The 24130-nt window shown below is 67.6% G+C and carries 23 protein-coding genes and 1 riboswitch; of the genes, 12 read left to right on the top strand and 11 right to left on the bottom strand.

From position 1 onward, the window contains the following. The first annotated feature begins 6 nt into the window (after nt 1–6). Nucleotides 7–1299, top strand: coding sequence for a YncE family protein (locus LFM09_RS45670; RefSeq protein WP_414102907.1), 1293 nt, complete (start codon nt 7–9; stop codon nt 1297–1299). A gap of 125 nt (nt 1300–1424) precedes the next feature. Beyond that, nucleotides 1425–3962, top strand: a complete 2538-nt coding sequence (locus tag LFM09_RS45675) for a glycoside hydrolase family 97 catalytic domain-containing protein (protein ID WP_414102908.1) — start codon at nt 1425–1427, stop codon at nt 3960–3962. On the opposite strand, the gene LFM09_RS45680 is transcribed toward LFM09_RS45675, so the two are convergent. Further along, nucleotides 3959–5011, bottom strand: coding sequence for a hypothetical protein (locus LFM09_RS45680; RefSeq protein ID WP_414102909.1), 1053 nt, complete (start codon nt 5009–5011; stop codon nt 3959–3961). The two genes, LFM09_RS45675 and LFM09_RS45680, sit on opposite strands and share 4 nt — an antisense overlap. A 66-nt stretch (nt 5012–5077) precedes the next feature. After that, nucleotides 5078–5266, bottom strand: a complete 189-nt coding sequence (locus LFM09_RS45685) for an MbtH family protein (protein WP_414102910.1) — start codon at nt 5264–5266, stop codon at nt 5078–5080. A gap of 114 nt (nt 5267–5380) precedes the next feature. On the opposite strand from LFM09_RS45685, the gene idi reads away from it, so the two are divergent. Next, nucleotides 5381–5956 (top strand): isopentenyl-diphosphate Delta-isomerase, encoded by a 576-nt coding sequence (gene idi / locus LFM09_RS45690; RefSeq protein ID WP_414102945.1) that lies wholly within the window; start codon nt 5381–5383, stop codon nt 5954–5956. Here the strand turns inward: idi and LFM09_RS45695 are convergent. Both LFM09_RS45695 and LFM09_RS45700 read right to left on the bottom strand, forming a co-directional pair. Beyond that, entirely contained in the window at nt 5934–7241 is a 1308-nt protein-coding gene (locus tag LFM09_RS45695) for a cytochrome P450 (protein WP_414102911.1), read from the bottom strand. The genes idi and LFM09_RS45695 overlap by 23 nt on opposite strands. Nucleotides 7242–7244: 3 nt before the next feature. After that, on the bottom strand, nt 7245–8051 hold the full coding sequence (locus LFM09_RS45700; protein WP_414102912.1) for a terpene synthase family protein: 807 nt from the start codon (nt 8049–8051) through the stop codon (nt 7245–7247). Between the two features lie 216 nt (nt 8052–8267). Here LFM09_RS45700 and LFM09_RS45705 point away from each other — a divergent pair, with 216 nt between their 5' ends. Next, nucleotides 8268–9311, top strand: coding sequence for a polyprenyl synthetase family protein (locus LFM09_RS45705; protein WP_414102913.1), 1044 nt, complete (start codon nt 8268–8270; stop codon nt 9309–9311). Nucleotides 9312–9320: 9 nt separating this feature from the next. Here LFM09_RS45705 and LFM09_RS45710 read toward each other — a convergent pair whose 3' ends face one another. From LFM09_RS45710 to LFM09_RS45720, 3 genes are all read right to left on the bottom strand, one after another. Then, on the bottom strand, nt 9321–10373 hold the full coding sequence (locus LFM09_RS45710) for a ribonucleotide-diphosphate reductase subunit beta (protein ID WP_414102914.1): 1053 nt from the start codon (nt 10371–10373) through the stop codon (nt 9321–9323). Next, nucleotides 10373–12784 (bottom strand): ribonucleoside-diphosphate reductase subunit alpha, encoded by a 2412-nt coding sequence (locus LFM09_RS45715; RefSeq protein ID WP_414102946.1) that lies wholly within the window; start codon nt 12782–12784, stop codon nt 10373–10375. Before LFM09_RS45715 ends, LFM09_RS45710 begins: the two co-directional genes overlap by 1 nt. A 71-nt stretch (nt 12785–12855) precedes the next feature. Further along, nucleotides 12856–13068, bottom strand: a riboswitch (cobalamin riboswitch). A 196-nt stretch (nt 13069–13264) separates the two neighbouring features. Further along, nucleotides 13265–13843: a LysE/ArgO family amino acid transporter gene (locus LFM09_RS45720; protein WP_414102915.1), complete on the bottom strand. Its 579-nt coding sequence runs from the start codon at nt 13841–13843 to the stop codon at nt 13265–13267. A 69-nt stretch (nt 13844–13912) separates the two neighbouring features. Here LFM09_RS45720 and LFM09_RS45725 point away from each other — a divergent pair, with 69 nt between their 5' ends. The 7 genes from LFM09_RS45725 (at nt 13913) to LFM09_RS45755 (ending at nt 18271) form a co-directional block, all read left to right on the top strand. Further along, on the top strand, nt 13913–14770 hold the full coding sequence (locus LFM09_RS45725; RefSeq protein ID WP_414102947.1) for a LysR family transcriptional regulator ArgP: 858 nt from the start codon (nt 13913–13915) through the stop codon (nt 14768–14770). 17 nt (nt 14771–14787) lie between these two features. After that, entirely contained in the window at nt 14788–15504 is a 717-nt protein-coding gene (locus LFM09_RS45730) for a glycoside hydrolase family 16 protein (RefSeq protein WP_414102916.1), read from the top strand. Next, nucleotides 15501–16232 carry an SDR family NAD(P)-dependent oxidoreductase gene (locus LFM09_RS45735; RefSeq protein ID WP_414102917.1) on the top strand — a complete coding sequence of 244 codons (732 nt, stop codon included), beginning with the start codon at nt 15501–15503 and terminating at the stop codon, nt 16230–16232. Before LFM09_RS45730 ends, LFM09_RS45735 begins: the two co-directional genes overlap by 4 nt. Before the next feature lie 80 nt (nt 16233–16312). After that, nucleotides 16313–17020 (top strand): DUF998 domain-containing protein, encoded by a 708-nt coding sequence (locus LFM09_RS45740; RefSeq protein ID WP_414102918.1) that lies wholly within the window; start codon nt 16313–16315, stop codon nt 17018–17020. Continuing rightward, nucleotides 16945–17355, top strand: a complete 411-nt coding sequence (locus tag LFM09_RS45745) for a hypothetical protein (RefSeq protein ID WP_414102919.1) — start codon at nt 16945–16947, stop codon at nt 17353–17355. The genes LFM09_RS45740 and LFM09_RS45745 overlap by 76 nt, the downstream gene beginning before the upstream one ends. Continuing rightward, the gene (locus LFM09_RS45750; RefSeq protein WP_414102920.1) at nt 17355–17921 is read left to right on the top strand and encodes a TIGR03086 family metal-binding protein; all 567 of its coding nucleotides are present in this window, start codon (nt 17355–17357) and stop codon (nt 17919–17921) included. Before LFM09_RS45745 ends, LFM09_RS45750 begins: the two co-directional genes overlap by 1 nt. Nucleotides 17922–17932: 11 nt before the next feature. Continuing rightward, on the top strand, nt 17933–18271 hold the full coding sequence (locus LFM09_RS45755; RefSeq protein ID WP_414102921.1) for a hypothetical protein: 339 nt from the start codon (nt 17933–17935) through the stop codon (nt 18269–18271). On the opposite strand, the gene LFM09_RS45760 is transcribed toward LFM09_RS45755, so the two are convergent. From LFM09_RS45760 to LFM09_RS45775, 4 genes are read right to left on the bottom strand one after another with little or no spacing between them, the layout of a single operon-like run. Then, the gene (locus LFM09_RS45760; RefSeq protein WP_414102922.1) at nt 18264–18962 is read right to left on the bottom strand and encodes a class I SAM-dependent methyltransferase; all 699 of its coding nucleotides are present in this window, start codon (nt 18960–18962) and stop codon (nt 18264–18266) included. The two genes, LFM09_RS45755 and LFM09_RS45760, sit on opposite strands and share 8 nt — an antisense overlap. Beyond that, on the bottom strand, nt 18955–19623 hold the full coding sequence (locus LFM09_RS45765; RefSeq protein WP_414102923.1) for an NAD-dependent protein deacetylase of SIR2 family: 669 nt from the start codon (nt 19621–19623) through the stop codon (nt 18955–18957). The genes LFM09_RS45760 and LFM09_RS45765 overlap by 8 nt, the downstream gene beginning before the upstream one ends. Beyond that, the gene (locus LFM09_RS45770) at nt 19623–21233 is read right to left on the bottom strand and encodes a DUF2201 family putative metallopeptidase (protein ID WP_414102924.1); all 1611 of its coding nucleotides are present in this window, start codon (nt 21231–21233) and stop codon (nt 19623–19625) included. Before LFM09_RS45770 ends, LFM09_RS45765 begins: the two co-directional genes overlap by 1 nt. After that, complete coding sequence (locus LFM09_RS45775) at nt 21230–22291, bottom strand: ATP-binding protein (RefSeq protein ID WP_414102925.1); 1062 nt, start codon at nt 22289–22291, stop codon at nt 21230–21232. The genes LFM09_RS45770 and LFM09_RS45775 overlap by 4 nt, the downstream gene beginning before the upstream one ends. 153 nt (nt 22292–22444) lie before the next feature. On the opposite strand from LFM09_RS45775, the gene LFM09_RS45780 reads away from it, so the two are divergent. Next, on the top strand, nt 22445–24127 hold the full coding sequence (locus tag LFM09_RS45780) for a cellulase family glycosylhydrolase (RefSeq protein WP_414102926.1): 1683 nt from the start codon (nt 22445–22447) through the stop codon (nt 24125–24127). Nucleotides 24128–24130 lie beyond the last annotated feature (3 nt).

Below are 24130 nucleotides of genomic sequence, written 5' to 3' on the forward strand. Positions count from 1 at the left end.
TTGAACATGCGGTTGCGTCCACTGGTGATGGCGCTTGCCGTCACCGCGGCACTGGTGGTGACCCCGGCCTCAGCGGCTCCCGCCGGTCGGGTGCTGGGTTACGTCGCCAACAACGGCGGCGGGGTGTCGGTGATCGACACGGCCACGAACGCGGTGTCCGAGACGATCGCTGACAGCGGCGGAAGTTCGCCCTACATGGCAGCGGTCGCGTTCGACGGAACTCGCGGTTACGTGACGAACTCCGTACACAACACGTTGACTGTCATCGACACGCCGACCAACACGGTCGACAAGTCCGTTCCCGTCGGGAGCCACCCGGCGGGTGTCGCGGTCGCCCCGGGAGGCGGCTTCGTCTACGTCACGAACTACGGTGACGGCACGGTTTCCGTGGTCGACGCGGCCACGCTGACGGTCACCGCGACCGTCACGGTCGGCCAGAACCCGGACGGCGTGGTCGTCACCAAGGACGGCACGGCCGTTTACGTGACGCACGACGTCGTGGGCCCGAGCAAGGTCTCGGTCATCGACACCACGTCCAACACCGTTGTCACCACGATCAACGTCGGCAGCACGCCGACCGCGGTCGCGGCCTCGGCGGACGGGACGCGGATCTACGTGGTCAACAAGGGCTCGGACAACATCTCCGCCATCGACGTCGCCACGCGCACCGTCGTCGGCACCGCGACCGTCGGCTTCGTCCCGCACGGCATCGCGTTGTCGCCCAACGGGACTCGCGCGTACGTGACGAACAGCGAGTTCGACTCGGTGTCCGTCGTGGACCTGACGGCGATGGTGGAACTGCAGAAGATCGTCGTCGGTGACCGCCCGATCAGCGTGGCCCTCACGCCGGACGGTGCGTCCGCCTACGTCACGAACTTCAACAGCAACACCGTCTCGATCATCGACACGGCGTCCAACACGGTCAGCGGCTCCATCGCCGTCGGCCAGCGCCCGGTGGGCATCGCGATCAACTTCGTGCCGCCCGCCGCGTCGAAGCTCGTGGCCGGCAGCGCCCAGCTGCAGCTGCGCCTGCTCGGCTTCACGGTCCGCTCGCTCGACGCGACGCTGACCGAGAAGCACACGGGCACGCCGATCGTGGGTCAGAAGCTCGTGTTCCGCACGGTCAAGGGCAACCCGCTGTGCACCGCCACGACGAACTCGTCCGGCAAGGCCACCTGTGATGCTCAGGTGTCTCTGCTGGTGGGTCTGTCAACGCTGCTGCAGGGCTTCACGGCCTCGTTCGCAGGAAACAACGAGCACGGTGGAGCCTCGGCGCACGGGAACATCAGTTTGCTCTAGACAGCTCAGTCATCGGAGTTGTCACGGTTGTTACATCCCTTGACTCGGACGAAATGCCCGGCATAGCGTCCGAGTCATTGGATGTCTTCCGGTGACCGCCGCCCCGGATCACGAGGGGAGTGTCCGTGGCGGTGAGAACGCTGGCCGTGGTTGCTTTGACCGCGGGCTTGGTGGTGGTGCCGCCTGCGCAGGCCGGTGAACGCGGTCCGCAGGCGGTCGTCAGTGCTTCTGGTGGGAGCGTCACCCTGGCGGTGACGCACAACGGCAAGACGGTCGTGCAGCCGTCACCGGTCGGGATCAAGACCGAGCGCGCCGACCTGTCGACCGGTCTCCAGCCTGCGGGGAAGTCGAAGCGGGCGATCTTCGAGCGCTACCGCACGTCGTCCGGCAAGAAGCTGGACCGCACCGTGCGCGCCACCGAGACGACGTACCGGTTCGTGGCCGGTGAGAACAAGCTCAACCTCGTGGTGCGCGAGTCTGCTGACGGCGTCGCGTATCGATACGAGCTGCCGCAGAACACCGGTGCCGTGACGGGGGAGGCGTCGGCGTTCGTGCTGCCGGCGGACTCCGTCGCGTGGCTCGCGAAGTTCCGGCGTGACTACGAGAACCCGTTCCTGCAGATGACGGCCGGGACCGCGGAACCGGCCGAGTACATGCACCCGGCGCTGTTCGACGTCGGCGGCACCTACGCGTTGATCACCGAGTCCGATGTGGACGGAAGGTACTCGGGTGGTCACCTGGTGCACACCGGTGGCGGCAGGTTCCAGATGAAGCTCTGGGACGAGAAGGTCGCGGTCTCCGGTTCGTTGAAGACGCCGTGGCGCACCATGATCGTGGGCTCGCTGGCCACCGTCACCGAGTCGACGCTGGTGGACGACCTCGCGCCGGCCTCTCGCATCCGCGACACCTCGTGGATCAAGCCCGGCCCGGCGGTGTGGACATGGCTCGCCGGTGGCCGCGGCGTGCAGCAGGATCTGGCCCGGCAGAAGGAGTTCGTCGACTACGCGGCGGCGCGCGGCTGGCCGTACGTCGTGGTCGACGCCGGCTGGTACGACGACCCGAACTGGCGGCAGACCAGCTACATCCCCGAACTCGTGCAGTACGCGAAGGCACGCCGGGTCGGCATCCACACGTGGGTGCGGTTCAGCAGCGTCGACACCCCGGAGAAGCGCGCGGACTACCTGCCGTGGCTGCAGAAGTGGGGCGTGCAGGGCCTGAAGATCGACTTCATGGACTCCGACGGCCAGGACCGCTACCGCTGGTACGACGAGATCCTGCCCGAGACCGCGAAGATGCACTTCCTGCTCAACTTCCACGGCGCCACGCTGCCGCACGGCATCCACCGCACCTGGCCGCACGTCATGACGACCGAGGCCGTGCACGGCGCGGAGAAGTCCAGCGGCCTCACCACCTCGCACATGACCGCGTTGCCGTTCACCCGCAACGTGGTGGGCGGCATGGACTACACGCCCGGCGGCTTCCACCGCACCCGCGCCAACACCGACGCGGGCGAGCTCGCGTTGTCCGTGCTGTACGAGTCCGGTATCCAGAACCTCGCCGGCCGCCCGGACGCCTACGACGCACGTCCGCTGGTGCGCTGGTACCTGGAGCAGACGCCGACCGCGTGGGACGAGACGCGGCTGCTGTCCGGGCGTCCCACCGAGAGCGTCGTGATGGCACGGCGTTCTGAGGACCGTTGGTTCGTCGGTGGCGCGATCGCGGGCGAGGCCCGGACGCTGGACCTGCCGACCCTGGGCAAGGGACGCTGGCTGGTCGAGGTCGTGCGGGACGGCGTGGCCGGGCTGGTCAAGGAAACCCAGGTCACAGACCAGAAGCTGACCATTCCGGCGGCGAAGGACGGCGGGTTCGTCGCACTGGTCTGCCGCCCGGTTCGCGACACCTGCGCCCGGCCCACGTACGGCATCCCGTCGACGACGGTCGTGACCACGCCCGCGCTGGCGTCGGTGCAGCCGGGGCAGATGTTCGAGATGAGCAGCACCTTCACGAACACCTCGACCGACCCGCTCTACGACGTGTCGTTCGCGCCGCGGGTGCCGTCCGGCTGGACCGCGTCCGCCGGGGTGCGGGCGTTCCGGGTCGCGCCGGGTGAGTCGTTGAGTGGCAAGTGGACGGTTCGCGTCGGTCCGAATCCGGTGGTGGGGCTGACGGACGTGCCCGCGGTGGCGCAGTTCCGGCCCTACCACCGCTTCAACTCCAGCGTTGAAGCGGAGAAGGCGACTCGGACGCACGTCTGGAAGCCGTTGCCTGCCGGGCAGTCCTACGTCGCCGGCAACGATCGTTCCGTTGAGGGACGGACGTTGACGACCGGCGGTGTGCGGTTCGGCAAGGGCATCGGCACGACGCCCGCGGACAAGGTCTTCTCCCTTGAAGCGTGTTCGCGGTTCGAGGCGACGGTCGGCGTGGACGACGAGGTCGACGGCCGAGTGGACCGCGCGGCCGGTGTCGGTGGCTCGGTCACGTTCGTGGTCGTGGGTGACGGACGCGTGCTCTACGAGAGCCCGCTGCGCAAGTCCGTCGACGCGCCGCTGCCGGTCAGCGTGGACGTCGGCGGCGTGAAGTCGTTGACGCTGCGGGTGACCGACGGCGGCGACGGCACGAGCCTGGACAACGCGGTGTGGGGCGACGCCAGGCTGTCCTGTTAGGGATGTGCGACGGGAACGCGGCGGGCTTCCGCCGCGTTCTCCCGCACGTGCCGGAATTCCGGCACCATCAGCCAGGCCATCAGCAACCCGATGCAGCCCATCACGACCGGCGCCCCGGTCCACATCTCCCGCACGCTCGGCATCCTTCCCGCGGAGATGCCCGCCACGAGGAAGTACGTCAGCCACAGCACGAACGGCGACGCGAACGCGTAGATCCGGTACTGGACAAGGCGATCCTCACCGGGCTTGAGCCACACCAGCAGCACGTCCGACAACAGCCCGCCGACGACGAACGCCGCGAACATCTCCAGCTGCGTTCCGGTGGTGATGACCGCCCCGAGCCCGCCGATCACGAACGACACGAGGGTGGCCGTGCCGAACGGCAAGCGCCACCGCCGTGCCGCCGCGAGCACCGGCAGGAGCCAGATCAGGTTCGTGATCGCCACCGCGGCCCCGAGGCGCCCGGCCGGCGGCTGCGAGAAGCCCGGTACGAACGTCCAGGCCTCCACGATCCGCTCCGGCGACCACTGCGTGGCATCGGCGTGGGGGAAGAAGATGAGCACCAGCGACGGGCAGAACGCCAGCGACAGCAACGCGGGGAACGTCGGCCGGTCGCGGCTCAGCCACGCCGTCCGCAGCGGCGTCGCGAGGATCACGACCATCGCCACGATCAGCCCGAGGTGGGTGGGGCTGAACACGATCTCCAGGTCGGTCTCGATGCCGAACACGGTGTGCCACACGTAGTCGCCCACGCCGAACAGCGCGAACGTCGGCAGTGCCACCACCGCGGGCCCGTACCCGGCCGGAATCGCCGCCAGACCGCGGCGTCCGGACCTGTGACCACGCCAGACCAGCCACAGGATCCACGCGCCGGTCGCCGTGAAGCCGGAGTAGTAGACGCCGTGCCACGGCGTGAAGAACGACTCCAGCTCGGTGAGATTGCTGTGCGCCCAGGCGTCGAGGAACAACCCGATCGAGAACCACGTCCCGAGCAGCACCGTCACGAGATCGGTGCGCGCCGACGCGAAGAAGCGGCTTTCTGTGAGCATGCCTCCACGATCAAGGCAGGCCGGGGTATCGAACGGCCAGGGTCAGGCCGTCCCAGTGCGGTCCCGTTATGCGGCTTGCGGGACGTAGATCTGCTGTGCCTGCACGAAGTCGAGGCAACCCTGCCGGGACGCGACGCCGTGGACGACCTGCCAGCCGGCGGGCACCTGCAGCACCGCGGGCCAGATCGAGTACTGGCCCGCTGGGCTGACCAGCACCAGGAACATGGTGTGAGCCTGTGCGAACGGGGATGTCATGACCTCAGGGTGACGCGGACCACCTATGGTCCCGCTATCCCGGCGCTCAAGCTCCCTATCACGACGCCCAGCTACGCGATCTTGTCGTTCGTGTGGTTACGTGGGCGCGTGACTGTGGAACAGGTGGTCCTCCTGGCCGAGGACGGTTCGGCCATCGGTGTCGAGGACAAGGCCGTCGTGCACCACGCGGACACCCCGCTGCACCTGGCTTTTTCGTCGTACGTCTTCGACTCGGCCGGCCGCATCGTGCTGACCAGGCGCGCGTTGCACAAGAAGACGTTCCCCGGCGTGTGGACGAACACCTGCTGCGGTCACCCGTTGCCGGACGAGGACATGGCACAGGCCGTGTTGCGGCGTCTGCAGGACGAGCTGGGCATGAAGTGCTCCGAGCCGGAGCTGCTGCTGCCGCGCTTCCGCTACCGCGCCGAGATGGACGGCGTCGTCGAGAACGAGATGTGTCCGGTGTTCCGGGTGCTCTCCGACGACGAGCCCACGCCGAACCCGGACGAGGTCGACTCGGCTGATCGCGTGCCGTGGGCAGAGTTCTCCGAAAGCGTTCTGGACGGCACGCGCGAGATCTCGCCGTGGGCCCGGTTGCAGGTCGCCGAGCTGGTGAAGCTGGGGCCCGATCCGCTGGCGTGGCCCGTCGCGGACCGGGCGGGGCTGCCTAGCGCCGTTCGACTCGCATGACGGACTTCTTGAGCCGGTAGGTCGTGTCGCACGCCGGCACGGCCTCGCCGACCTGCACGAGCCGCCACCGTTGCAGCACCGCCACCAGCGCGACCATGATCTCGGTCCGGGCGAACGAGTCGCCGATGCACTTGCGGAACCCGGAGCTGAACGGGATGTAGGCGTGCCGTGGCGACTCCGCGGCTCGCTCCGGCAGCCAGCGGTCCGGGTCGAACTCCTCCGGGCGCGAGAACGAGCGCGGGTCGTGGTGCAGCAGGTGCGGGCTGTAGAACACGTCGGCGCCGGCCGGGATGTCCTGCCCGGCCACGGTCGTGGCGCGGTTGGCGTAGCGGCTCGTGAGCCAGATCGCCGGGTACCGCCGCAGCGCCTCGGTGATCACTCGGCCCGTGTGCTCCAGCGCGGGCAGGTCGGCGTGCTCGACGAGCCGCTCGCCCACCACGTCGTCGATCTCGGCGACGACCTTCTCGCTGATCTCCGGGTGCGTTGCGAGCACGTGGAAGAGCCACACCAGCGTCTCTGCTGACGTGGCGGTGCCGCCGAACATCATCGTGAGGATCTCGTCGTGCAGCTGCGCGTCCGACATGCCCGCGCCGTCGTCGTCCACCGAGGTCATCAGCATCGACAGCAGATCGCCGCGATCACCGGGCGCGGCGCGGTATTCCGCGATCGTGTCGAGCACCAGGCCGGACAACGCCCGCCTCGCGGTGGTGTAGCGGCGGTTCACCGGCAGTGGCAGTCGGTGGACCCACTTCACCGGCAGGTACGTGCGTCTGCCGATGCCCGCGACCAGCTCCGGCAACGCGCGCGACAGCACGCCGGGTGCGTCGACGTCGGTGGTGATGAGCGTCTTGGCGAGGATGGCCGCGCTGAGCGCGTGCATCTCTTCCGGCATCGACAGTCGCAGGCCAGGCAGCCAAGACGTTGCCTTCTGGGAGGCGATGCCGGCCATCGCGGCGGTGTAGCTCGCGATGCGCTGGTGGTGGAACGCCGGCTGCGCCATCTTGCGGTTCTTGCGGTGTTCGGCGCCGTCGGAGGTGCCGATGCCGTTGCCGACGACCTCGCGGGCGGTGTCGATGAGCGCGCCGCCCTTCCCGAACGCGGAGAGCTGCGTGATCAGCACCTCCCTGACCGCGTCCGGGGTGGTGACGAGGTAGGCGTCCTTCGGTCCGAGCCGGAACCGCACGACGGGGCCGAGGTCGCGCATCTCGGTGAGGAACTCGATCGGGCGACGCAGGAGGTCGAGCGCGTGCCCTGCCAGGGGAAGGCCGCCGGGAGCGGTGATCACGGGTCAGTCCTCCGGTCGGTACGGGACGGTCGGGGTGGCCCAGACGCTGGTGGTGCGCCCGGTGTAGCGGCTGGAGCAGGACGTCCACTCGATCAGGCCGGCCACGAAGTCGTTGAGAGCGCGGATGAACTGCCGGATGTCCTTGCGCCTGCCCAGCGGTGAGGCGAGCACCGCGTCGGCGGCACGGTCCGTGCGGGCGTTGGCGTCCTTGAAGAACACGCACGCCTGGGTGACCGCGTCGTTGAGTGAGCAGCCGGTTTCGGTTGCGATCACGCGGACGAGGTTCTCGTCGTCCCCGTCGTTGTGCTCCTTCGGGAACGACAGGACGTCCTGGCAGGCGATGACCCGCTCGACGTCGCACCTGACCAGCTCGGCCATCAGGGGATCGGAGAGGGAGTCGCTCACATCGATCCCGAGACTGATTTCGATCAGCACGTGGTCAATGAGCTGGCCGATTGTGAGGTAGCGCGAAATGAGATAGGTGCCGACGTCTCGTGGAATGTCACCTTGGATTAGTTTTCGGGCGTGTGCGGCGCATCCTTCTCGATAGGCCGAAACGGCGGCGGTCAACCGGGACATCTGTCGCGGATCGGTGTGCGACGCAAGTCGTGCCCAGATATCGGCGATCAGCGGATTCCAGTGATCCGCCCAGTCATCGTCCCGTTCCGTCATCGTCGCGCAGATGCCCGCGAACTCGCCGAGCAGCCTTTCGTTGCAGGCAGGGAACGCGATGGAGGCCAGATAAGGGTAATCTTTGGCTGCAAATGAACGGCGTTCCTCGCTCGTTCGGTATGGGCCGAACCTGTCCATCCAATCATGGAACGGACCTGCGACAACGCGGTAGTGAGAGCTCTGTCGAACGGGGTAACAGCGATCTAAAACCGGCATTTCCATGCGCAGCATCCATCCGATCTACGGCCGGGGAGTGGCTGAGAGTAAATGCGCTCACGTTGTTCCGTAAACGACGTCGTCTCATATCGGAGTGGTCGTTGACAACGCACGGGCTTGAGCCCTCATCATTACCGCATGACCACCGCGCCCATTTCCACCGCGACCGCCGCACGCGCTGAACTGACCGCGCTGCTGCGCGACGTCGAGGTGGGTTTGGCCGACCACCTCGCCCTGGAGTCCGCCCGCCGGGCCCATCCCGACCCTCGCGGCGCGCTACCCGTGCTCGACATCGCGGCGCTGGTGCACGCCGGCGGCAAGAGACTTCGGCCGCTGTTCTGTCTCACCGGGTTCCTGGCCGCCGGTGGGGTGCCGGGATCGTTGCCCGTGCCTGCCGCGATGGCGGTCGAACTGCTGCACATCGGCGCGTTGATCCACGACGACGTGATGGACGACTCCTCGTTGCGGCGTGGTGCGCCGACAGTGCACGCCCGGCATGCGTTGGAGCACAAGGAGAACCGCTGGCGCGGCGAACCCCGCCGCTACGGTGAGGCGATGGCGATCCTGGCCGGCGACCTCGCCTGGACCTACGCCGACGGCCTGATGGCGGGCTACGGCGCCGACGTCGCCCGCGAGTGGTGCGAGATGCGCTCCGAACTCTGCAGCGGGCAGGCCCTGGACGTGGTCGCGGCCGCCGAGTTCGCCGCCGATCCCTTGCTGGCCAGGCACATCGCGGTGGTGAAGTCCGGCCGCTACACGATCCAGCGGCCGTTGACCCTGGGTGCCTTGATCGCCGGGCGGCCGGACTTGGCCCCGGCCTTCGCGGTCTACGGCGAGGCGCTGGGGGAGGCCTTCCAGCTGCGCGACGACCTGATCGACGCGTTCGGCTCCAGCGACCTGAGCGGCAAGCCCGCCGGGCTGGACTTCGCGCAGCACAAGATGACTTTGCTGATCTCGTTGGCCATGCGGCACAACGCGGAGGTGCGCGCACTCGTCGAACGTCAGGCGTTCGACGAGCTGCGCGACCACCTCGTGGTCTCCGGCGCCCTGGAGGCCGTGGAGGACCACATCGGCGATCTGGTGCGGACCGCCCGCACCGCGATCGCCGAGGCCCCGATCAGCGACGAGTGGCACGACGAGCTCTGTGTGCTCGCCGTGCAGGTCGCTTATCGAGACCGATAGCGCGCTAACTCACCACTCCAGCGAGCCGCCGTTCTGGTACTCGATGACGCGGGTCTCGAAGAAGTTCTTCTCCTTCTTGAGGTCCATCATCTCGGACATCCACGGGAACGGGTTCTCACCCAAATGATTCGGGCCGGTCTCCCACACCGGCTCCAGGCCGAGCTGCGCGCACCGGCGGTTCGTGATGAACCGCATGTACTGCTCGCAGGAGTCGGCGTTGAGACCCAGGATCCCGCTCGGCATCGTGTCGCGACCATAGGCGATCTCCAGCTCGCACCCCTCCGCGAGCATGGTCCGCACCTCCTTCTGGAACACGTCGTTCCACAGGTGCGGGTTCTCGATCTTGATCTGGTTGATCGCGTCGATGCCGAAGTTCAGGTGGATCGACTCGTCGCGCAGGATGTACTGGTACTGCTCGGCGATGCCGACCATCTTGTTGCGCCGGCCCAGCGACAGGATCTGCGCGAACCCCGTGTAGAACCACATGCCCTCGAAGACCACGTAGAACGCGACGAGGTCCTTCAGGAACGCCTGGTCCGTCTCGGGCGTGCCGGTGCGGAAGTCCGGGTCCTCCAGGTGCTGCGTGAACTGCAGCGCCCACGCGGCCTTGTCGGTGATGCTCGGGATCTCGCGGTACATGTTGAACAGCTCGCCCTCGTCCAGGCCGAGCGACTCGCAGATGTACTGGAACGTGTGCGTGTGCACGGCCTCCTCGAAGGCCTGGCGCAGCAGGTACTGCCGGCACTCGGGGTTGGTGAGGTGCCGGTACACCGCGAGCACGATGTTGTTGGCCACCAACGACTCACTCGTGGCGAAGAAACCGAGGTTCCGCTTGATCATGCGGCGTTCCTCGTCGGTCAGCCCGTCCTTGGATTTCCACAGGCTGATGTCGGCCTGCATGGACACCTCGGTGGGCATCCAGTGGTTGTTGCAGCCGTTGAGGTACTTGTCCCACGCCCAGTGGTACTTGAGCGGCAGCAGCTGGTTGACGTCGGCGCGGCAGTTGATCATCGCCTTGTCGTCGACACTGACGCGGGCCGCGCCTGCTTCGATGTTGCTCATTACTGGCACGCCTCACAGTCGGGGTCGGTGATGGAGCAGTTCGGGTCGGTCACGGCGACGGGGGAGACGGCGTTGAGCTTGCCGTCGGTGCCCTGCAACGTGGACTTCTCCACGTGCGTGGCTGATTGCGTCCGCAGGTAGTACGTGGTCTTGAGGCCGCGCACCCACGCCAGCTGGTACAGCTCGTCGAGCTTGCGGCCGCTGGGCTGAGCCAGGTACAGGTTCAGCGACTGCGCCTGGTCGATCCACTTCTGCCTGCGTGAGCCCGCCTCGATCAGCCACGAGCTGTCGACCTCGAACGCCGTGGCGTACAAGGCCTTCAGGTACGGCGGCACCCGGTCGATCGCGCCGAGGCTGCCGTCGTGCAGCTTCAGGTCCGAGATCATCTGCTCGTCCCACAGCTTGCGCTGCTTGAGCGCCCGCACCAGGTCCGGGTTGATCACGGTGAAGTCGCCGGACATGTTCGACTTCACGTAGAGGTTGCGGTACAGCGGCTCGATCGACTGGTTCACGCCGGTGATGTTCGCGATGGTCGCGGTCGGTGCGATCGCCATGACGTTCGAGTTCCGCATGCCCTTGCGGGCCTTCTCGCGGACTTTGCCCCAGTCCGTGGTGGACTCGCGGTTCTGCTCCAGCTCACCGTCGCCGCGGGTCTGCGCGAGGATCTCCACCGAGTCGATCGGCAGGATTCCCCGGCTCCACAACGATCCCTCGAACGACTGGTACGCACCGCGTTCTGCGGCCAGGTCAGCGGACGCCTCGATGGCGTAGTAGCTGATCTCCTCCATGCTGCGGTCCGCGAACTCGACGGCTTCTTCGGATGCCATCGGCGTGCCGAGCGTGAACAGCGCGTCCTGGAAACCCATCAGCCCCAGGCCGACCGGCCGGTGCTTGAGGTTGGAGTTCTTGGCTTCCGGGATCGTGTAGTAGTTCACGTCGATCACGTTGTCGAGCATCCGCACCGCGGTCCGCACGGTCTTTTCCAGCCGCGCGTGGTCGATGCCCTGCTCGGTGACGTGCTGCGCGAGGTTGACACTCCCGAGGTTGCACACCGCGACCTCGTCGATCGTGGTGTTGAGCGTGATCTCCGTGCACAGGTTGCTGGAGTGCACGACCCCGCTGTGCTGCTGCGGCGAACGCAGGTTGCACGGATCCTTGAACGTGATCCACGGATGCCCGGTCTCGAACAGCATGGTCAGCATCCGCCGCCACAGGTCGACGGCCGGGATCTGCCGGAAGACCTTGATCTCGCCGTTGGCCGCCTTCTCCTCGTACGCCCGGTACTTCTCAGCGAACTCCGTGCCGAACGCGTCGTGCAGGTCCGGCACCTCGTCCGGCGAGAACAACGTCCACTGCCCGTTCGCCCGGACCCGGCGCAGAAACTCGTCCGGCACCCAGTTCGCGGTGTTCATGTCGTGTGTGCGGCGGCGCTCGTCACCGGTGTTCTTGCGAAGGTCGAGAAACTCCTCGACGTCGATGTGCCACGTCTCCAGGTACGCGCACACCGCGCCCTTCCGTTTTCCTCCCTGGTTGACCGCTACGGCCGTGTCGTTGGCAATCTTGAGGAACGGCACGACGCCCTGCGACTTGCCGTTGGTGCCCTTGATGTGCGCGCCGATGCCGCGCACCGGAGTCCAGTCGTTGCCGAGCCCGCCCGCGAACTTGCTCAGCAGCGCGTTGTTGGAGATGCCGTGGAAGATGGCGGCGAGGTCATCGTCCACCGTGGTCAGGAAGCACGACGAGAGCTGCGGGCGCGTGGTCCCGGAGTTGAACAGGGTCGGCGTCGAGCACATGAAGTCGAACGACGAGAGCAGCTCGTAGAACTCGATCGCGCGGGCGTTGCGGTCGTCCTCTTCCAGCGCGAGGCCCATGGCGACGCGCATGAAGAACGCCTGCGGCAGCTCGTAGCGGCGGCCGTCGTGGTGCAGGAAGTAGCGGTCGTACAGGGTCTGCATGCCCAGGAACTGGAAGTTCAGATCGCGGTCAGCGTGCAGCGCCGCGCCCAGACGTGCGAGGTCGAAGGAAACCAGACGTGGGTCGAGCTGGCCGAACTCGATGCCGTAGCGGACGAAATCGGCGAAGTACGACGGGTAGCGCGCGGTCATCTCGGCGTGCGACAACGGGATGCCGCAGGCCTCGGCGCGGAGCTTGTCCAGCAGCAGGCGGGCGCTGACGTAGGAGTAGTCCGGGTCGTGCTCGACCATCGTGCGGGCGGCCATGATCGGCGCCAGGGCCAGTTCGGCGTCGGTGATGCCGGCGTAGAGATTTCGCTTGGTCTCGGCCAGAACCGCCTCGGCCGACGCGTTGGGCAGGTCGGCACAAGCTTCGTTGATCACCTCAGAAAGGCGATCCAATGGGGTAAGGCGGTCGGGCACGCTCTCTCCTCGCGAGCTCGGCCCGAGGGAACGCATGCGCACGCCAGCAGAGGACACCACTGGTGCACACAGCCGCCCTCCCTCGGGGCACCGTGTCGTGCGCGCAGGCTTGCGCGCACACCAGTGGCAGGTCTTCGGACTCGTGGGCGCCGAACTCGCTCCTACCGGCCGTCGCTTCCCAGGTCGCGAGACCCAGTGCTTCGTTGACGGCTTTCGTTCCCACTCACCGCTGCGGGGCAGTCCCGGACTCTCGCCGGGTTCCCTCTTGCCTCACCGACCCCGTTGCGCCAAGTCGGTGAACCACCAGCGCGGCAGATACTACATGTAGGGGTGGGGTCTGGATCACCACCCAACATGGGTGTGTCGTGAGTATGGTGATCTACGTGGATGATGTTCGGCCGCGGGTCGTCGCAGGTGCTCTCGTCAGCGGAGGGCTTGCTTCGGCGTCGCTGATCGTGGGGGCCGCGGCGCCGGTGACGAGCGGTGTCCTGGCCGTGTCGGCGGTGGTGGTGTTGATCACCACCCGGCGATCAGGGTCGCGCCGAGGGTGATCATCACGGCGGCGATCACGCCGTCCAGGACGCGCCACGAGCGGGGCTTCGCGAACAGCGGGCTGAGCAGGCGGGCGCCGAAGCCGAGTGCGACGAACCAGGTGATGCTGGCGGTGACCGCGCCGACGCCGAAGAGCCAGCGGCCGGCCGCGATCGAGCCGAGCAGCAGGACCGTGTCCAGGTAGACGTGCGGGTTCAGCCACGTCAGGGCGATGGCGGTGAGCACCGGGCGTCGCGACCCGCTGTTTTCGACGTGCATCGCGGACGGGCGGAACGCGCGGCGGGCGGCCAGAAATCCGTAGCCCAGCAGGAAGATTCCTCCGATGACGGCCGCGATGGTGATCGCCTGGGGCCAGCGGGAGACGATCGCGCCGAACCCGGCGATGCCGACCGCGACCAGAAGTGCGTCGGAGAGTGCGCACACGGCGACGACCGGAACCACGGCCTGACGTCGAAGTCCTTGGCGCAGCACGAAAGCGTTCTGCGCGCCGATCGCGACGATCAGGGTCATCATGGTGCCGAAGCCGAGCAGCAGGTCCTTCATGTCTCCAACGGTATTTACGCCGTCTTGATGAGACCAGCTAAAGATTCTTAGGTATCATTAGCAACCGTGATGGATCTGGACCTGGTGCGCACGTTGCTCGCGGTGGTCGACGCGGGCACGTTCGACGCCGCAGCCACTGCGTTGCACGTCACCCCTTCCGCTGTCTCCCAACGCATCAAGGCGCTGGAGCAGCGAACGGGCCGGGTGCTGCTGGTGCGGGCGCGGCCGGTGCGGCTGACGCCGTCGGGGGAGGTGCTGGTCCGTTACGGTCGGCAACTGCTCGCTCTCGATCAGGACCTCGAAGCCGCGCTCGGTGAGGACGCCGTCGTGCGGGTGCCGATCGCGGTGAACGCCGACTCGCTCGCGACCTGGTTCCTGCCCGCGCTGCAACGGGTTCCGTCAGATCTGAAGATCTCCTTCGACCTGCACCGCGAGGACCAGGACCACACGACGGCGTTGCTGCGCCAGGGTCTCGTGATGGCGGCGGTGACGTCCTCGCGCGAGCCGGTCGCGGGCTGTTCGGTGCGTAAGCTGGGCAGCATTCGTTACGCGGCAACGGCAAGTCAATCCTTTGTGGACAGACATGCGGAAGGTCCGGCGAAGTCGTGGCTGCCGGACGCGCCGGTCGTGGTGTTCGACCGCAACGACGACCTGCAGGACCGGTTCGTGCGCACCCTGACCCGCGGCCGCGGCGCGTCGGACCACCGCCACTACGTGCCGTCGTCGGAGGTCTACGTGCGGGCGATCGTGGCCGGGCTCGGCTGGGGAATGGTGCCACCGCAGCAACTTCAGGACGGCCTGGTCGACCTCGCACCCGGCCGCACCGTCGACATCCCGCTGTACTGGCAGCAGTGGAAGCTCGACTCACCGGCGTTGACGGCGGTCGCCGACGCGGTGGCCGCAGAAGCAGCGGTCGCGCTCCAGTAGGAGTTACCCTCAGTGACATGACCGGACGAGAGCTCGAGTTCGAAGACCGGTTCACCACGCTGGACCGGTGGCACCCCCACTACCTGCCGCACTGGAGTTCCAGGTCGGCCACCGCCGCCCGCTACCGCAACGACGACGGCCTCACGCTCCGCATCGACGCCGACCAGGACCCGTGGTGCCCGGAGTACGACGGCGACACCAGGGTCTCCGGCCTCCAGACCGCCCTCACCGAGGGCCAGTCCCGCTTCCGCCCGGACCTCGAAGTGCGCGAGAAGCAGCAGGACCTGCGGCTCTACACCCCCACCTACGGCCGGTTCGAGATCAGGTGCAAGGCGATCGACGACCCCAACTGCATGGTCGCGCTGTGGATGATCGGCCTGGAGGACGTGCCGGAGCACTCGGCGGAGATCTGCATCGCGGAGATCTTCGGCAAGCACGTGTGGCCCGCGAACACCGGCATCGGGATGGGTGTGCACCCGTTCGGTGATCCGAGGATCAAGGACGAGTTCGAGGTCGTGGACGTGCCGATCGACGCGCGCGAGTTCCACGTCTACGGCGCAGACTGGCAACCTGGCCGGGTCGACTTCTTCGTGGACGACGAGCTGGTCAACACGGTTCGGCAGGCGCCGGACTACCCGATGCAGTTCCAGCTCGCGGTGTTCGAGTTCGGGCCGGAGCGGTCCGGGCGGTATCCGAAGCAGTTCGAGATCGATTGGTTCAGGGCCTACCGATGAATCTCAACGGCAAGACGGCAGTCATCTACGGCGGCGCCGGCACCATCGGCCGTGCGATCGCCAAGGCGTTCACCGAGGCGGACGCCGACGTGCACCTGGTCGGCCGCACGGAGGAGTCGCTGCGCAAGGCGGCGGACCCGCTCGGCGCCAAGTGGACCGTGGTCGACGCGCTGGACGAGTACGGCGTCGACCAGCACGCGGCCACGTTCGAGCGCATCGACATCTCGGTGAACGTCATCTCGGACAACGACGTGCAGGGCATCCCGTTCCACGAGATGGACGTGGACGACTACCTCAGCCCGGTCGTCACCAGCGTCCGCTCGAAGTTCCTCACCGCCCGTGCCGCCGCCAGGCACATGATCAAGCAGAAGAGCGGCGTGATCATGTTCTTCGGTGGCACCGGTGACGCCCAGGTACACCGCCGCTGGCACCTCGGCGGCCTGGTCACGGCGTTCGACGCGGTCGAGGCGATGCGCCGGCAGCTGGCCGCGGAGCTCGGCCAGCACGGCGTCCGGGTCGTGACGCTGCAGACCGGCGGCATCCCCGAGACGATCACCGACGCGGCCGTGCGCGCCCAGGTCGAGCCCGACATCGTGCGCGAGACGGTGCTGGGCAGGGCGGCCACGCTCAAGGACGTCGGACGTGCGGCGGTGTTCGCGGCCTCGGACTGGGGGCGCGCGATGACGGGAGCGCAGGTCAACATCACCTGCGGGAGCGTCTTGAGCTGAACCTGTCAGAAACCTTGGGGGATCCTGTCGGCTTCCTGAACCCAGGAACCGCACAGGTTCACCCCGGCGTTGGGCGGTATGTGCTGATTCCACGACTCGCCGCCACCGGCGGTTCACTCGCTGTCGTCGCGACGGTGGCGATGGTCGGTCTGCTCGACCTGACCGTCGGCCCGCTCCGCCGCACGATCAGCGAGTACGCGCTGGGCGACTACCGCCCCGTCTTCGACGCCGCCGTGCTGCTGCTCGCCATCGGTTCCCTGGCGATCCTCGCCGCGCTCGTCCACAAGGGACTGACGAAGTGGCGTTCGACCGGTGCGATCGCGCTGATCCTGTGGTCGGTCGGCCTGTTCCTGGTGGTCGCGTTCCCCAAGACGAACTGGGCGATGGGCACCAACGAGGTCAGCGGCAGCATCCACCGGTTCGGCAGCATGATCGCGTTCGTCAGCCTGCCGATCGCCATCATCGCGCTGGCCAGGCCGTGGCTGAAGGACCACGTGTGGGGCAAGCACGCGAAGTGGACGATGGCGTCCGGTCTGCTGAGCGTTGTCGCGTTCATGCCGATCCTCTACGCCATCGCGATGGGTGTGGCCTCGGACGTTCGGTGGTGGCGGGTGTTCCCGTTGGGCTACATCGAGAGGATCTTGCTCGCCGCGGAGGTCGGCGCGGTGCTCGTCGTCGGGCTGTGGGCGATCGCGGCAAGTAGGGTTGCGCCATGGCGAGTTGGGGAGACCTCGCGGATTACGTCCGCGCCGAGTACGACGTCATCCACGACGAGGACGAGGAGCTGAGGATCCTCTTCACCTTCGGGGACGAGGAGGAGGACGACGACGAACGCACGCAGGTCGTGATCATCGTCCGTGAAGTGCTCGACAAGATGCACGAGTGGGTGCAGATCGCCTCCCCGTGCGGGTTGGCCTCGGAGGTGAACCTCCGGGACGTCCTGGAGGAGGTCGGCAAGTCCACCGTGGCGTGCGGCCTCGCGATCATGGGGGAGCACGTGGTGGTGCGGCACTCGTTGCCGCTGGCCGACCTCGACATCCACGAGTTCACCGACCCGCTCCAGCTGCTCGCCGGCACGGCGGACATGCTCGAAGAACAGTTCTGGGGAGGAGACGGGTACTGATGTACGACTTAGGCCCTGCGACAGAACAGATGGCGGCGTTGGTGCGCAACGTGTCGGACGGCGACCTGAAGGCCCCGACACCGTGCCCCGAGTACACGGTCGGCGACCTGCTGGACCACATCAACGGTCTGTCGGTCGCGTTCACGATGGCCGCGCTGAAGACCCCGCTGGAAGGCGCCGGATCCGGCGACGCGTCCCGGCTGCCGCTGGACTTCCGCGAGTCGATGCCGGCCAGGCTCTTCGAGCTGGCGCAGGTGTGGCGCTCGCCCGACGCGTGGGAGGGCATGACGGCCGCGGGCGGTGTCGACCTGCCGGGTGAGGTCGCGGCGGCGGTCACGCTGGACGAGATCGTGCTCCACGGCTGGGACCTCGCCCGTGCCACCGGCCAGCCCTTCGAGGTCGCGCCGGAGCACCTGGAGGTGGTCCACGGCTTCGTGTCGTCGATCGGCCCGGACGACCGCGACGGCTCGCTGTTCGGAGCGGCGGTGGAGGTCGACTCGAACGCGCCGCTTTTCGACCGTGTCCTGGGACTCAGTGGGCGCAATCCCGCCTGGAGCGTAGGTTAGGCTCTCCTAACGTGAGAGCGATTACGGTGCAGGTTCGGGCAGGTTTGGGCGTCGGACGCCTCGCCGCCGCGGTGGATTCCCTCGTGGCACTGCATCCCGAACTGTGTCGTTCCGGCTTCTCGCACGTCGAGGTCGCGGACCCCGCCGCCGCCACGGACGCCGCACTGGCGCGGGCGGAGGCGGGGCTCGACCTCCAGGCCGGGGTGCTGATGCAGGCCGTGTGGCTGGACGCCGGACCTGATCGTTCCGGCCGGATGGTGCTGGTGCTGCACGACATCGTGGCCGACCGGATGCCGCGGATCCTGCCCTGGCTGGTGCAGGCGTGGAAGCAGCCGGCGCTGGTCAGCTGACGCGCTCGGCGACGAACACGAACTCGTAGCCCGGCCGGTCCGGCGCGTCCAGCACGTCCACGACCTGGAATCCGCACGCCACCAGGCTTTCCGCGACCTCGTCGTACGACCGGAAACGCAGCGTCGAGTCCGAGGCGATCTCCGTGCCGTCCGGGAAGCGGTAGGTGTGCCGGAACGACACGAGCGGCAGGCTCACGTCGAGCATCTCGCGGTACTCCTCCACGCCGTCCAGCACGCGGCGAGTGGGTTCCGCCCAGCGTTCCCACGCCCGCGCTTCCGGCCGCCGAGTCTCGAACACGAAGTGCCCGCCGGGCTTCAGCGCACCGTGCACGCCCCGGAGCGTGGCCTCCCAGTCGTCACCGAGGAACACCTGCGCCACGTTCCCGGTCATCGTCGCGAGATCGACCTCCAGCGCAGGCAACGAAGTCGCGTCCCCGTGAATCCACGTGACCCGCGAATCCTTGGCCCGCGCGATCTCCAGCGACGCCAGCGCGGGATCCACCCCGACAACGGTGCGCCCGGACTCGGCCAGCAGCACGGCCAGACACCCGGTGCCGCACCCGACGTCGAGCACGCTGGAGGCCCCGACCTCGTCCGCGATCCCCAGATACAGCTCCAGATCGTCGCGCGGCCCGTCGAAGACGTCGTAGATCCGCGCCAGCCGCGGGTCGCTGAAGATCAGGTCAGGCATGCCACATCCTCGGTCCGACGACAAAAGGCCTCAACAGCCCGATCACTTCAAGATCCGGCCGCCCGTTCAGTTCTTCCTCCGCGACGCGGCGCGCGATCCCGGCCAGGAAATCGGCCACCTGCACCCGTGCGTCGTACTGCGAGTCCACCAACGTCAGGCTTTTCAGTCGCGGTGCCAGCTGCTGGAGCTGCCGGATCCGGCCGACCGTCAGCGACAGCTGCTGGTCGTGCACGATCGACACCGGCCCGCCCCACTGTGCGACGGCCCGCAGGATCGCCGGGAACAGCGGGTCCAGCGTCCCGCGCGGCCCGCGGGCGCGCAGCAGGTCGTTGTAGAGCTCCAAAGGTCCCGACACCTGGCCGAACTCCGCGCGCACCCGTGAGGCCAGGAACCGCCGCTTGTCCACGAGCTGCACGCGTGCCCGACCCGCCAACGGGCCGTCGGGGCCGAGGAACCACAGCAGCACCCACCGGTTCTTGGCCCGCAGCAAGTGGTTCGCCTTGTACTCGACAGCCGGCGACTTGATCATCTCCCGCAACGAGGCGACACACGAGGCAGCCTCGGAGTGCGTGAGGCCCACCCCGGCGTGCGCGAAGACCGCGGTGACCCCGCCGACGAGCTTCTCGCCCTCGGAACCCGACTCGTCGCAGGCGATCTCCATCAGGACATCCGGAAAACGGGTCCGCGCGCGCGGAACGGCAGGTGCGCGCCCGCGGGTATCAAGAAAGCGTGCTCGCGCCGGATCCGCAGGACATCGCACCACCCGTCGGTGATGACCAGGACCGGTCCTGCGGAAGGGAAGTCGGAGGCGCGTTCGAGCAGGTCGATGCCGGGCTGCAGCACCGTGCCGCCGCGCCCGCGCACCGAAACCCGGCCCGCGATGTCCTCAACGGGCACGTATCCCGCGTCATATGCCACCGCATCACAGAAAACCACGCGTGCGGCAGGCACGTCACGTGCCGCGGCATAGGAGGCGATCGCACCGAGCGCCTTGCCCAGCAGCTTGGGATCCATCGACCCGGACGTGTCGAGCACGACCCCGAACGTGGGACGTGACTCCAGCGACTCCGGCCGCACCCAGCCAGGCCGTGGAATGTCCGGAGTGGACGCTTGCCGCCGCGACGCACGGGCGTAGGTGCGCCGCTTTTCCACGGCGGGAACGAATTCCTCGAACCACCGGGCCAGCTGGGCGTCCCACGACAACGGCGGATGCTCCAGCGCGCGGATCTCCTCGACCAGTCCGGCGGGCAAGAGACCGCGCGAAGACGTGTGATAGCTCAACCCGGTCAGCAGGGCACGCCGGTAGAACTCGTCCAGGTCCGTGACGTCGGCGGGACCGCGCAGAGGTTCCCCGAGCAGGTCACCGCCCTTGCCCCGCAACGTCATCAGCTTCCGGTAGCGCCGCAGGTCGACCGCGATCCGGTCGTAGACGGACTCCGCCGACAGTCCGCGCAGCTCCGGATCGTGCAGCACGCCTTCCGGCGCAGACCCGACACCCATCTCGACCAGCCAGCCGTTGACCACGAAGTCCGCGGCGATGTTCCACAGGTACGGATCTCGCCCGCCGACCCGGTCGCAGTGGCGCAGCGCGGCATGCAACATCTCGTGCGCCAGCACGAAACGCCACTCGTCCCGCTTCAGCCCGGCGAGCGGGTTCACGTAGATCTCGGCAGAGGCCGTGGACACCGCCGCGATCGAGATGTCCCAGCCCCTCGCCAGTTCCGCGTCCGCCACGACCTTCATCACCGACGCCAGCGCGCCCAGCAGCGGGTAGTTCGACACGAACCAGCTCAGCGCGAGATCCCACTCGGTCTTCATCGGCCGTGTGTCGGACAACGACGACCGCGCGCCGCCCGCCACGTCGATCGCGGCCACCGCGGCGTTCGACAGGCCAGTGGCGAACCGCTGTGCCCACTTCTCGGGCTCCTTCGACGCCTCGCCGCGCACGCACCTGCCCGGTTCCCAGGAGAACGGGCGCGTGCCGAACTTCAGCGCGGGCTGGAAGTCGAGCACGTCGTCACAGGAGAACGTCCCAAAACCCAAGTGCAGCAAGCAATGTGCGAACACCCACGCCCACTCGTCCTCGCTCGCCTTACGCGTCGGATGGGCCAGCAGAAACCCGTCCAGCGAGATGTCCGCCCACGGGTGTGCGGAGTCGCGGCGCACGTACGTGCTGAGGGCGGCGAACAGCGGATGAGAGTCGATCCGCTGGTCCGCCGCCGCAAATGCCAGCGCGGCGGGGTCGATGCGAGCCTTCTGGCGGCGGCTCATGCCCTCGCCGCTACCAACCGCGGCAGATCGCGGGTGACCTCGACGAGGAACCACGCGGGCAGCACGGGGTTGCCGTCGTCGTCGGCCGCGATCACCATCTGCGCGATCTCCAGCGACAGCTCGGCCAGCTCCAGCAGCAGCGCCTTGCCGCGGTGCGCGAGCTGCTTGCCCGCCGCCGACGCGTGTGCCTTGTCGTGCGGCAGTTCCTTCACCAGCCGGGCGCGGAACGCCTCGCCCAGGAAGTACAGCAGGTCCCGGTCGGCCGGCGCGGACGGCCAGCGGACGTCCCCGCGCAGCACGGCCTCCAGCCCGTACGCGTGCCGCACGGTCTTCACGAACGCCTTGAACATCGAGGCGTGGTTCGCGGTGAGCGTGCCGAACGCCAGCACGCCGAGGATGTCCTCGGAGATGTCGTCGCTGAACGAGTGCAGCGCGTCGGACAGCATGTGCCAGCCACGTGGCGTCGAGAACGTCTCCTCGACCTTCGGCGCCGCGCTCCACAGGTGGTCCGGGCGTTGCGTCAGGTACTCCAGCACCCACGGGTGGATGCCGTTCTCGCGCGCCCACCCCAGCCAGTCGCGGGCCGACGCTGTCAGGTGCACGTGCACCATGCGGTTGACCAGCGCGGACGCCATCGGGCGCGCCAGTGCGTTGTCGACCGCCCGGTTGCCGGCGCCGATCACGATGGAGCCCTTCGGCAGCTCGTAGGAGCCGATGCGGCGGTCGAGGATCAGCGAGTAGAACGCCTTCTGCACCTCGGGGCTGCTGGCGTTCAGTTCGTCCAGGAACAGGCAGTACGGGTCGTGGCGGGCGATCGATTCCGGTGGGGCGAACCGGGATCGGCCACCGACCAGTTCCGGAACTCCGATGAGGTCCTCCGGCGCGAGCTGCGTGCCCAGCAGCGTGACGCACTCCAGGCCCAGCTCGGCGGCGAACTTGCGCACGAGCGAGGACTTGCCGATACCCGGTGCTCCCCAGAGGAAGACCGGTCGGACGACGGCGACGTGCAGCAGCACCTCCGGAAGCTGTGCTGGTGTCACGGTGACTGTGGATCTCATCGCAGGTGAGGATGCCCGATCGGGCCAGTTCCGGTCGCGCGAATTTGTTGACAGGCGCAGTGGTCTAGTGCTGTGATTCATCGCACAACTGATAGGAAACCTTCCTAACTAAATCGCCGCCACCCTGCTGTTCCCCATCACAGGAGGCACCCTGTGGCCAGATCCCTGTTCCTGGTCCTACCGGCAGCGCTAGCGCTCGCCGTGCCCGCTGTCGCGATCGCCGCCCCCACGCAGTACCAGGCGGAGAACGCGACGATCTCGAACGGCCTCGTGGAGTCCAACCACGCCGGCTTCACCGGCTCGGGCTTCGTGAACTACGACAACGAGGTCGGCAGCTCCGTCGAGTTCACCGTGACCTCGCCCAGCGCGGGTCAGGCGACGCTCACGTTCCGGTTCGCCAACGGCACCACGGCCAACCGCCCGATGGACATCTCGGTGAACGGCTCGCTGGCGGCGGACGAGCTCTCGTTCCCCGGCACGGGCGCGTGGACGACGTGGCAGACCCGCACCACCACGGTCTCGCTGAACGCCGGCACCAACACGATCAAGACGGTCGCGACGACGTCCAACGGCGGCCCGAACCTGGACCGCGTGGACGTCGAACCGCCGTCGGGCCCGCCGGACACGGTCGCGCCCTCGACGCCGGGCAACCTGCGCTCCACCGCGCAGACCTCGTCGTCGATCACACTGGCGTGGGACGCGTCCACGGACAACGTGGGCGTGACCGGGTACGTGCTGTCCAACGGGCAGACCGCCACCGGCACCACCCACACCGTCAGCGGACTCACCCCGGACACGTCGTACACGTTCACCGTGCAGGCACGTGACGCGGCCGGGAACCTGTCCGGCGCGTCGAACTCGCTCACGGTGAAGACCACGCCCGGAACCCCCGGTGGTACCAGGCCGCACGACATCAACGGCCTGCTGCGTGTGTGTGGTGTGCAGCTGTGCAACCAGTACGGCAAGCCCATCCAGTTGCGCGGCATGAGCACGCACGGCATCCAGTGGTACCACCAGTGCTCCAAGTCCCAGTGGTGGGACGCGCTGGTGAACGACTGGAACGCGGACTTCATCCGCGTCGCCATGTACATCCAGGAAGGCGGGTACGAGACCAACCCGCGCAAGTTCACCGACATGATGCACGGGTACATCGAGGAAGCCACGCGTCGCGGCATCTACGTCCTCGTCGACTGGCACCAGCTCTCGCCGGGTGACCCGAACTACAACCTGTCCCGCGCCAAGACGTTCTTCACCGAGATCGCTCAGCGGCACAAGGACAAGACCAACATCATCTACGACATCGCGAACGAGCCGAACGGCACGTCGTGGGCTCGTGTGAAGTCCTACGCCGAGCAGATGATCCCGGTCATCCGCAACATCGACCCGGACAGCCTCATCGTCTCGGGCACGAACGGCTGGTCGACGTTCGGCCACTCCGACGGCGAGGACCCGTCGGTGGTGCTGAACAACAAGGTCAACGCGACCAACTTCATGTACTCGTTCCACTTCTACGCCAACTCGCACAAGCAGGCGTACATCGACGTCCTGAACCGCGTCTCCAGCGCTGTTCCGGTGTTCGTGACCGAGTTCGGCACGCAGACCGCGTCCGGTGGCGGTTCGAACGACTTCACGACGTCGCAGAAGTACATCGACCTGATGGCGCAGAAGAAGATCTCGTGGGCCAACTGGAACTACTCCGACGACGGTCTGTCGGGGGCGGTGTTCAAGACGGGTACGTGTTCCGGCACGAACTTCTCGGGCACCGGTGTGCTGAAGGAAGCCGGCGTGTGGGTGCGCGAGCGCATCCGGACCCCGGACAACTTCCCGACGAGCTGATGT

The organism is Lentzea alba, assembly GCF_047445655.1.
In the GTDB taxonomy this organism is placed as follows: domain Bacteria; phylum Actinomycetota; class Actinomycetes; order Mycobacteriales; family Pseudonocardiaceae; genus Lentzea; species Lentzea alba_A.